The following is a 9,588-nucleotide window of genomic DNA, read 5'->3' as shown; positions in this document are numbered from 1 at the left end:
CTGCCGAGATCGGTCGGCTTGCCGTCCTTGTCCTTCCCGCCCTTGCCCTTCGTGAAGGACTTGCCGAAACTGACGCTCCCCGCCGCCTCCGTGCTGGTCTTCGTGATGTCGACGTCCGGCGCCTTCTCGGGCGGCAGGTCGGGCTTCTTCTTGTTCGCGTGGTAGCCGCAGATCGCGCCCAGTTCGGAGGAACGGGGGCCCGCGGGCCTGCTGTTGCACTCGTCCTGTGCCTTCAGATACTCGGTGAACTGCTTGGCGTCCTCCAGATTCAGCTCCAGGTCCTTCTGCGGGTCGCCGGTCCTGTTGCCGTTGAACAGCCACTGACCGCCGCTGCCGCTGCCCTTCATGTAACTGCCGCTCAGCGAAGCGCTGCCGCCCCAGTCCTTCAGACCGGGAATCCCGGCCGAGATGCTCGCGGTGACGCCGCCTCCGGACTCGGTGATCCGCTCCAGGGTGACGGTGCCGTCCGACCACTGCTGGAGTTTGACCTGCTCGGAGCTGCTGATCTTGATGAAGAGGATCTGGACGACCACGGTGGTTTTCGTCTGATCCTGCGAGAGCAGGCACTTCGCGGGCTGGAACGGGTCGCCTGGCGGTCCCTCGGGTATCTCGCCGTCCCCGCCGCCACCTCCGTCCTCGCCCCCGCCGCCCCCGGAGTCACAGCCGTCGCCGCCGTCGCCCGCGTTGACGATCCGGCACACCGCGTCCTGAAGACCCACGGCCGTATCGTCGGGGACCGTCAGCGCCAGGATCCCCGCGACGACCGCGGCGACGACGCCGATCATCGCCACGTACTCGACGCCGCCCTGACCCGTCTCGGCGTACGCGTGCGCTCTGCGACGATGATCATTCCCGTTCATCCGAGCTCCTCGTCCAAGCCTTCGCTGGTTCACTTGTTGGGGCTGGAGGGTAAGGAGTGACCCGGGCCCAGACGCAGGGCCTCAGGGCCCACTCCTGGACCCACTGGGAGAAGGGGCCCCCTGATCGGGCCGTCCACTTGCCCGATACGGGCGTTCGCGGCGTGGGAACGGGCGGGGCGGTGGAGGTGCCGAGGGGGATCGGAGGTTCGGCGAGCCGCGTCGGGGAGAGTTACGGTGGGAAAGACGAGGGCTTCGGGACCCCCAGAGGGTGGCTCGGGCCCAGGAACGTCGTAGGTGAAGAGGTGCTCCGTATGGACGCGGATCGCGCCGAGCGTCTGACCACGCAACTTCGTGACCGCGGAGTCATGGCGCACATGGTGCACGCGGGTGTTTACGAGTTCGGTATCCGGGTCGTCCTCGACGACAAGATCGAGGCGCTCTGGGACATGGACGGAGCGGCGGGACTTGACGCGGAGATCGTCAACGAGGGAGCCCTGATCGGCTTCGTCCCTCATGTGCCGGGGTCGGAGGACTTCACCGAGGAACAGCTCGTGAACTGCATCGCCACCACGGACTACGCTCTCGACACCCTTCAGCGCCCGGCCGAGCGCGGCCCCGGACACGAGGCGCCCGCGCAGCCCACACAGCCTGGACAGCCGTCGGACCGGTCGCCCTCCGCGACTCCTCCGGCCCTTCGGCATCAGCGCCGGGCCCACTGGATCCACCGCGGCAGGTCCTGACCTGTCGGTGACGGCGCGTGGGCGACGCCTTGGCCGCCCGTCGCGACTCCGGCTCGGAACCTCCGGGAGTCACTCCCGCTCCGAAGTGGGGCGTTCCGCGAGACTTGCCACATGTCGGGCACTCACGGTGATACCTCGAACGCGAAGAGCAGGCGGAGTGCGGCGGTGCCTGGCACCACGCCCCTCCGGGCACTCGACGCGCAGCAGTTGGATGTGCTGCGCGGTGTGGGACGTGAGTGGCGGCGGGTGTCGGCGGGCCCCGATGTATGGCGGCGCGCGCTGCCGGTGGACCCGGACCTGGGGGCTCTGCCCACACCGGCCCAGATCACGCCCGCCCGCTTCGGCCGGGTGGTCCCGGTCTCCCCCTTCGGCCCGACCGTGCTGGGCACCCCGCAGGCCCGGCCGGCGCCCGCCCGCCCGGCGGAGGGGGGCCCTCCGGCCCCCGTCGACCGCCCTCGGGGCCTGTACCGGGTACGACGTCTGCTGCTGGGCCCCGCGCTGGCGAGCACGGCCATCGCCCGCGAGCGTATGCGCAAGCTGGTCGCCCTGCCCGTCCTGTCCGCCGACGCGCTCTCCTCCGTCGCGTACGGGCCGGAGGCGATGCTCGCCGTCCTCGTCCTCGCCGGCACCGCCGGCATCGGCTACTCGATCCCCATCGCGGCCACCATCGTCTTCCTGATGCTGGCCATCGGGCTCTCGTACCGCCAGACCATCCGCGCCTATCCCCACGGCGGCGGCTCGTACATCGTCGCGAGCGACAACCTGGGGCGCGTTCCGGGACTCGTCGCCGCCGCCGGGCTGATGACCGACTACATCCTGACCGTCGCGGTGTCCATCGCCGCCGGTGTCGCCGCGATCACCTCCGCCCTGCCGTCTCTTGCCGCCTCCTCCGTACTGATCGGCGTCGCCGCCATCGCCGTCCTTCTCGCCTGCAACCTGCGCGGGATCCGGCAGGCCGGCGCCATCTTCGCAGCGCCGACCTACGCCTTCGTGATCGCGATGGTGGCGCTGGTCGCCGTCGGTATCGCCGACGCGGGCGGCCGGGGCTTCGACCCGGTGCCGCATCCGCCCGTCAACGCCACCGAAGGGCTCGGCATCCTGCTCGTGATGCGGGCCTTCGCGTCCGGCGCGACGGCGATGACCGGCATCGAGGCGATCTCGAACGCGGTCCCCGCGTTCAAGCCCGTCGAGTGGCGCAACGCCCGTACGACGCTGACGTGGATGATCGGGCTGCTCGTCACCCTGTTCTCGGGCATCATCGCCCTCGTCCACTTCGACGGGATCCTGCCCCGCTCCGGCGAGACGGTGCTGTCCCAACTCGCCCACAGCAACTACGGTTCGGGCCCGATATACGTCTACACGCAGGCCGCCACCGCCGCCGTGCTGCTCCTCGCGGCCAACACCGCGTTCAACGACTTCCCGCGCGTCCTGTCCCTGCTGGCCCGCGACGACCACGCGCCCCGCCTCTTCGCGCGGATGGGCGACCGGCTCGCCTTCAGCAACGGCATCATCCTGCTGTCGGTCGCGGCGGGGCTGGTGTACGTGGCCTTCGACGGCCGCACCGCCTCCCTCATCCCGCTGTACGCGGTCGGCGTCTTCCTCGCGTTCTCCCTGTCGCAGGCCGGAATGGTGGTCCACTGGTGGCGTCTGAGGGACCGTCACTGGCGCAAGAGCCTGGTGTTCAACGCGACCGGCGGGGTTCTCTCCGCGATCGTCCTCATCACGGCGGGCATCACCAAGTTCACCGAAGGCGCCTGGGTCGCGCTCGTGGCGGTCGCGCTGTTCCTCTTCGTCACGACACGCATCCGCCGCCACTACGACACCGTGGCGGCGGCGCTACGGCTCCAACTGCACGCGATCGAGATCCCGCGCAGGACCATCGCGCCTCGCGTACCCGCGCCGGCCGAGGGCGTCGAGGGCTCGCCCGACCTGCCCGGCTCCGCCGACTCGTCCCACCCGTCTCACCCGTCCGAACCGGCGGATTCGCCTGACGGGCGCGAGGTACGGGACCCGGAAGCCTTCCGTGCGGCGGGGGACGAGGCGGGGAAGTCGGAGGAGACCGAGGAGGTGCCCGAGGAGGTCCGGCATCTCTCCCTCGTACCGATCGAGACGCTGGACCGCGCCGGAATGCGCGCGCTCGCGTACGCCGCCTCGCTGGAGCAGCCGGTGCTCGTCGTGCATGTCAGCACCGGTGTACGGGAGGCCGAAACCTTCCGCGAGCACTGGCGGTTGTGGGGCGACCATCTGCCCCTCCAGGAACTCGTCTCCCCGTACCGTGCGGTCATCGCGCCCCTGGTGAACTACATCGAAGCCCTGCACCACCAGCGGCCCGACCTCACCCTGACCGTGATCCTCCCGGAGGTCGTCATGCGCCAACGGCGCTACAGCGCCCTGCACGGCCGGACCGCCCCGCGCCTGCGCCGGGCGCTGCGTCCCCTGCGCAAGATCGTCGTCACCTCGGTGCCCTTTCACGTCTGAAGAGTGTCAGCGGCCCCTGGCCCGCCCGATATTCGGTTGCCCCGAGGTCCCGGCGGCGGTTTTCATGGTCGGGTACTGCTGGAACGCGACAAGGACGGTGTGTGTATGTGTACGACGCGGACGGAACCGATCTCGTGATCGAGGTGGGTTCAACTCGGCGCTGATTCCTATCAGTCGCCGGGCGAGACGAGCTCCCTCGACGCGAGACGGACATGAGACCCCGTCGTCGTTCCCGCGTCATCCAAGGAGTCGTACACAGCATGTCCCGTGACAACACGTCGCGTCACAGAAGATCCGGATCCCGCAACACCTCACGGCAGGCGCGCGGCGAGGCGCGTGCCGAGTCCTTCCGGTGTCTGCAGTGCGGGCTCGACGTATCGATGAGCGCGATGGGTACCGACCATCGCAACCACTGCCCGAACTGCCTGTGGAGCCGGCATCTCGACGACACCCCCGGCGACCGGCAGGCCGACTGCGGTGCGCGGATGGAACCGCTCGCCATCTCCGTGCGGGGTGACGGCGAGTGGGTTCTCGTCCATCGCTGCACGAGGTGCGCGGTGATACACGCCAACCGCACGGCGGGCGACGACAACGTACTCCCGCTGACCCGCCTCGCCGTGCGCCCGCTGGCCCAACCACCGTTCCCCTTCGAACGGTTGAGCGGTCTCTAGCAGGCGTTCTCCGACCCACAACTTCATACACGGCACCTCCCGGTGCGCAGGCCGCGGCTACTTCTCAGAGTGAAATCAGGCCGCACGCCGTTCTGATCTCGGGGGGCGCCGGCATCGGGGCGCCCGGTGCGAAGGCGACGGATACTTCTTTCTGCCAAAGGGGACCCGGGTTCGAATCCCGGCGGCCCGGCTCCGGCCGGGCTGTGGTGCAGCGGCCCAGCATCCATGTCTCCGCCGCCGACTCGGATCTCGGGCGTCCCGATGCCGCGCCGCGTCGTCACACCGTGCAGGCCTCGGCGATCGACAGGCTGTTCTCGTAGAGGTGATGGCGGATGATCCGGCCGTCCTCGACGGTCAGGCGCAGCGCGAACGGTCCCTCGAAGGACTTTCCCGTCGCGCGTACGGTCCCCGCCAAGTGCCCGGTCAGCACCGCGTCCTTGCCGTCGACCATGAGGGCGTCGACGGTGGCACGCGCGTCCTCGGGCACGACGTGCTCCATCAACTCACCGAACTGGGCCGCGCATTCGGCGCCGGTGGACCGCGGGCGGATCCACGGGACCACGGGGTTCTCGGCGAGCAGCCAGTCGACCTCGTCCGCGAAGAGCGCGACGAGCCGTTCGGTGTCTCCGGCCGCCCGCGCGGTGAGGAACTCCCGTACGACGGCCCGCGTCGCGTCGCCAAGAGAACTCGCCGTGGCTGAACTCACCGTGCCGGCAGGGGAGTTGTGGGACATGGGCTTCTCCTCGCGGCTGCTGTCGGGATCCCTGCGGGGGTTCCCGTCGATGTCCTCGATCCTGCCGGGAGCAGGGAGACAGGTCGATTACCTCTGAGGTAATCGGCTCAAGATGCTTGGGCCCCTCACTGACTCGACTGCGAGGGCGGCACCAGTGCCTGGAGCGCGGACAGCGCGCCGTTCGAGAGCGGGGACGGCGGCGCCGACTCGGGCGGGACGTCGCGGAAGGCGCTCGGGGCCATTCCGTAGACCGCGCGGAACCGGCGCGAGAAGTGGTACGCGTCGGCGAAGCCGCACTGCACGGCTATGGCGCCCAGCGAGAGGTTGCTCAGCCACAGCAGCGGCTCGGCCCTCGCCAGCCGGAGCCGTTCGAGCCCTTCCACGGGGCTGACGCCGAGCTGTCGCCGGCAGATACGGCACAACGTGCTCTCCGAGACCCCGGCGGCGCGCGCCAGTCGCGCGAGGGCGAGCGGCCGGGCGACGCCGTCCGACCAGTGGGCGCGGACCGCGCCCATCATGGCGACCAGCGGTTCGGAGAGTGTGTGTGCGCCGGCCCTGATGCCGGGGCCGTGCACGAAGGTGAGGAGCAGCAGCCGCAGGGTCTCCTCGGCGTGCCGCTCCCAGGCCGGCGGGCGTGTCGCGCCGAGTGTCAGGAGGTACTGGCAGAGCGCGGCCATCGGGTCGCCCCGCCCCGACAGATCCCGGACGATCGGCCAGCCGGTGTCGTCGGGGGCCTCGTCGCCCGGTACGCCGGGGCGCAGCCGGAAGTGCGTGTAGGCGTGCCGGGTGGGCCGGTGGGTGTCCCAGTGGAACGTGTCGCGCATGCCGGGCCGTACGAGCAGCAGCGCGCTCGGCGCCAGCGGCACGGTCAGATCGCCGCAGACCCAGCGGGCACTGCCGTGCAGCAGCCAGACGAACTCGTACGAACCCGCGTCCCTCGGCCCGAAGGATGACCCCGGCGGGTAGTCGGCGACCGCAGGACCGAGCCGCGCCATCAGCGTGGGCGCGAGGGGCGGGACGGGCGGGACGGGTTCCCCTCCGTCCGTCATGGCCTCACCTGTCACAGCCCCCGGCCCGGTCGCGCCGCACCCGGGGCATACGGATGCCGGCGGTGCCCTTGTAGGCGTACGGGTCGCGGCCCGCGACCAGCACGATGTCCCTGAAGTCGGCCTGGGCCATGGGCTGTTCGGCCTCGGGGGCCGCCCAGGGGAGCAGGGACGCGGCGCTCATGTAGTGGTTGACCAGGGCCCGCCGGAAGCCCCGCCGGCCCGTGTTGGGCAGCGACTTGTGCAGCAGATAGCCGTTGAACAGCAGTACCGACCCGGCGGCGATCTCGACAGGTACGGCGTCGGACTCGTCGTACGGAAAGTCGTAGGACTCCACCGTGCAGTCGTAACGCGCGTCGTCGTGCTCGCGGTTGGGGTAGATGACGCCCGGCCGGTGCGAACCCGGCAGGACCCACAGACACCCGTTGTCGACGGTGGCATCGTCGAGGGCGAGCCAGGCGGCGGTCAGCGACCGGTCCCGGGTGGGGATGAACATCTCGTCCTGGTGCCACGCCTGGCCCGGCTTGCCCTCGGACTTGACGAACAGCATCGACTGCATCGACTTGACATCGGGCCCGATCACTTCGGTCAGCGGCCCGACGACGGCGGGATGGCGCATGGTGTCGAGCATGAGCGCCGACAGCTTGTGCGGATAGTGCACGCACAGGAATCTGCGGACGGTGTCGTCGTCGCTCTCGCCCGCGACGGGGGGCAACGCCCCCTCCACGACTCCCCGTTCACCGCGGCAGATCCGCACGGTCTCCGCCCGCAGCTCCGTCACCTCGTCCGGCGTCAGAACGCCCGGCAGCACGGCGTAGCCGTCCCGGTCGAAGCGGGAAGCGAGGCCGCCGGCGGCAGAGGCCGACGGCAGCGTGCTTCCCGTGTTCTCCGGGATCGTGCGGACGGTCATCCGAATCCCTTTCTCGCCGGAACGCCGGAACGCCGGAAAGTCATTCCTTCCCGATTTTCCTGAATATCGCGCCCGCGTGCCATGGCTCGCCCGTGCGTAAGGATGGCGAATCCTGTCACTCCCCATGATCAGACCATCTGTCAGAAACAAGCAGGACAAAGGCCGTTCACGAGTCTTGACGCTTTTCGCGCCGTCCGAGTACCGTTTTGCGGCACTGCTAATACGTATTAGTTGGGAGCGCTCATGGCCTCTCCCGAACGGCGTCGACGGTCCACCCAGCGGTACATCACCCGCCCCGCCGCCCCTCGCCCGCCCGGCGGGAGGCCGAGTCCGTGCTCCGCATGATCGTGCAACGGCTGCTCATCGGGGTCTTCGTCATATGGGGCGCCGCCTCGCTGATCTTCCTCATCGTCCGCGCCGCGCCCGGCGACCCCGCGACGGTGCTGCTCGGCCCCGACGCCGAGCGGAGCCAGATCGACCAGCTGCGCGCGACGCTCGGACTCGACCGGTCGCTCGGCGCCCAGTACCTCGGCTACCTAGGCGATGTCTCCCGTCTCGACTTCGGTGAGTCGCACCGGCTCGGCAGGCCCGCCATGGACGCGGTCCTCGACCGGCTCCCCGCCACGATCGACCTCACGCTGACGGCCACCGCCATCGCGGTGATCGTGGGGCTGACGCTCGGCCTGCTGGCGGGCGGACGGCCGGGCGGTCCGCTCGACCGGGTGGTCTCGGCGTTCACCATCGCCCTCCAGTCGTTCCCCACGTTCTGGATCGGCATCATGCTCGTGCTGGTCTTCGCACTCGGCCTGCGCCTGCTGCCCAGTTCAGGGGTGGGCACGCCCCAGCACCTGGTGCTGCCGGCCGTCACCCTCTCGTTCCCGTTCATCGCGATCATCGCCAGACTGACCCGGACCAGCGTCGTGGAGACGATGCGCGAGGGCTACGTCCAGACCGCCCGCGCCAAGGGGCTGACGGAGCGTCAGGTGCTGCTCGGCCACGCCCTGCGCAACTCGCTGATCCCCGTCGTGACCGTGGTGGGCGTCCAGGTCGGCGCCCTGGTCGGTGGCGCGGTGATCGTCGAGAACGTCTTCGCCTGGCCCGGCCTCGGATCGCTCGTGGTGGACGCGGTGGCCAACCGCGACTACGCCGTCGTGCAGGGCGTCACCCTTCTGATCGCGGGCATCGTCGTCGTATTCAACCTGCTGGCCGACCTGCTCATCGCCCAGCTGGATCCGCGCATCCGGACCGGAGCCGTCTGATGGCCGACATCGCCGCCGTTCCCGGGAAGCCGCTCACGGCCCCGCCGCGCTCGCGCCGTCGGCCGCTCTCCCGTATCCCGTATCTGGTCGTGGGTTTCTATCTGCTTGTCGCCCTTCTCGGACCGCTGGTGATCGATTACGACCCGGTGCACACGTCCCTGGAGGACCGCCTGCTCTCTCCCGGTTCCGAGACGTCCACCGGAGGCACGGCCTGGTTCGGCACGGACGGACTTGGCCGCGACGTGCTGGCCCAGATCGTCTACGGGGCGAGGACCTCGGTGCTCATCGGTGTGTCCACGGTCGCGATCTCCTGTCTCTTCGGGGTCGTCCTCGGTGCCGTCGCCGGCTACTTCCGCGGCGGCGTCGACGCCGTACTGGCCCGGGTCTTCGACATCCTGCTGGCCTTTCCCGCGATCCTGCTGGCGATCGTGATCGCGGGCGCCTTCGAACGCAGCGTGCTGCTGGTGGTCGTCGCTCTTTCCGCGACCGGCTGGATCACCTTCGCCCGTGTCACCCGTGGTGTCGCGCTCTCCATCAGGGAACGGCCCTGGGTCGACGCCGCCCGGGTGCTGGGAGTACCGCGACGGACCATCCTCGCCCGGCACGTACTCCCGTTCACCGCGGGGCCGATCGTCGCCCTCGCCACGCTCGAATTCGCCCTGGTGGTGCTGGCGGAGGCGGGGCTCAGCTTCCTCGGTATCGGTCTGCCTCCCTCCGCCGTGTCATGGGGGCAGACCATCGCGAACGGCAAGGAGCACCTCGACCCGCAGTGGTGGATCTCCACCCTGCCCGGCATCGCCCTGTCCCTCCTGATCATCAACGTCGGGGTTCTCGGTGACCAGCTCACCGCCCGCTACCGGCGTGGCCGCACCGACTGACTCCGACCGACCC

Annotated in this window: 8 protein-coding genes and 1 pseudogene; 5 read left to right on the top strand and 4 right to left on the bottom strand. The window is 70.0% G+C overall.

What is annotated here, in order from left to right:
* A pseudogene (locus tag ACFWV8_RS21565) lies at positions 1-860 on the bottom strand (hypothetical protein); the annotation flags it as partial.
* A 311-nt stretch (positions 861-1,171) separates the two neighbouring features.
* On the opposite strand from ACFWV8_RS21565, the gene ACFWV8_RS21560 reads away from it, so the two are divergent.
* From ACFWV8_RS21560 to ACFWV8_RS21550, 3 genes are all read left to right on the top strand, one after another.
* Positions 1,172-1,600: a hypothetical protein gene (locus ACFWV8_RS21560; RefSeq protein WP_384204412.1), complete on the top strand. Its 429-nt coding sequence runs from the start codon at positions 1,172-1,174 to the stop codon at positions 1,598-1,600.
* Between the two features lie 528 nt (positions 1,601-2,128).
* On the top strand, positions 2,129-4,078 hold the full coding sequence (locus ACFWV8_RS21555; RefSeq protein WP_384204426.1) for an APC family permease: 1,950 nt from the start codon (positions 2,129-2,131) through the stop codon (positions 4,076-4,078).
* A gap of 260 nt (positions 4,079-4,338) precedes the next feature.
* On the top strand, positions 4,339-4,749 hold the full coding sequence (locus ACFWV8_RS21550; protein WP_384204409.1) for an RNHCP domain-containing protein: 411 nt from the start codon (positions 4,339-4,341) through the stop codon (positions 4,747-4,749).
* Between the two features lie 277 nt (positions 4,750-5,026).
* Here the strand turns inward: ACFWV8_RS21550 and ACFWV8_RS21545 are convergent, their stop codons facing one another.
* The 3 genes from ACFWV8_RS21545 to ACFWV8_RS21535 all read right to left on the bottom strand — a co-directional run bounded on the left by ACFWV8_RS21545 (position 5,027) and on the right by ACFWV8_RS21535 (position 7,438).
* Positions 5,027-5,482 (bottom strand): nuclear transport factor 2 family protein, encoded by a 456-nt coding sequence (locus ACFWV8_RS21545; RefSeq protein ID WP_384204406.1) that lies wholly within the window; start codon positions 5,480-5,482, stop codon positions 5,027-5,029.
* Between the two features lie 125 nt (positions 5,483-5,607).
* Positions 5,608-6,531: an AraC family transcriptional regulator gene (locus ACFWV8_RS21540; protein WP_384204403.1), complete on the bottom strand. Its 924-nt coding sequence runs from the start codon at positions 6,529-6,531 to the stop codon at positions 5,608-5,610.
* A gap of 4 nt (positions 6,532-6,535) precedes the next feature.
* The gene (locus tag ACFWV8_RS21535) at positions 6,536-7,438 is read right to left on the bottom strand and encodes a phytanoyl-CoA dioxygenase family protein (RefSeq protein WP_384204400.1); all 903 of its coding nucleotides are present in this window, start codon (positions 7,436-7,438) and stop codon (positions 6,536-6,538) included.
* A 341-nt stretch (positions 7,439-7,779) separates the two neighbouring features.
* Between ACFWV8_RS21535 and ACFWV8_RS21530 the strand changes: the two genes are divergently transcribed.
* Both ACFWV8_RS21530 and ACFWV8_RS21525 read left to right on the top strand, forming a co-directional pair.
* Positions 7,780-8,697, top strand: coding sequence for an ABC transporter permease (locus ACFWV8_RS21530; RefSeq protein WP_384204424.1), 918 nt, complete (start codon positions 7,780-7,782; stop codon positions 8,695-8,697).
* Positions 8,697-9,575 (top strand): ABC transporter permease, encoded by an 879-nt coding sequence (locus tag ACFWV8_RS21525; protein WP_384204398.1) that lies wholly within the window; start codon positions 8,697-8,699, stop codon positions 9,573-9,575. The genes ACFWV8_RS21530 and ACFWV8_RS21525 overlap by 1 nt, the downstream gene beginning before the upstream one ends.
* Positions 9,576-9,588 lie beyond the last annotated feature (13 nt).

Source organism: Streptomyces sp. NPDC058665, assembly GCF_042714995.1.
In the GTDB taxonomy this organism is placed as follows: domain Bacteria; phylum Actinomycetota; class Actinomycetes; order Streptomycetales; family Streptomycetaceae; genus Streptomyces.
The sequence above is the reverse complement of the archived record's forward strand: the minus strand, read 5'-3'. Positions and strand labels throughout refer to the sequence as shown.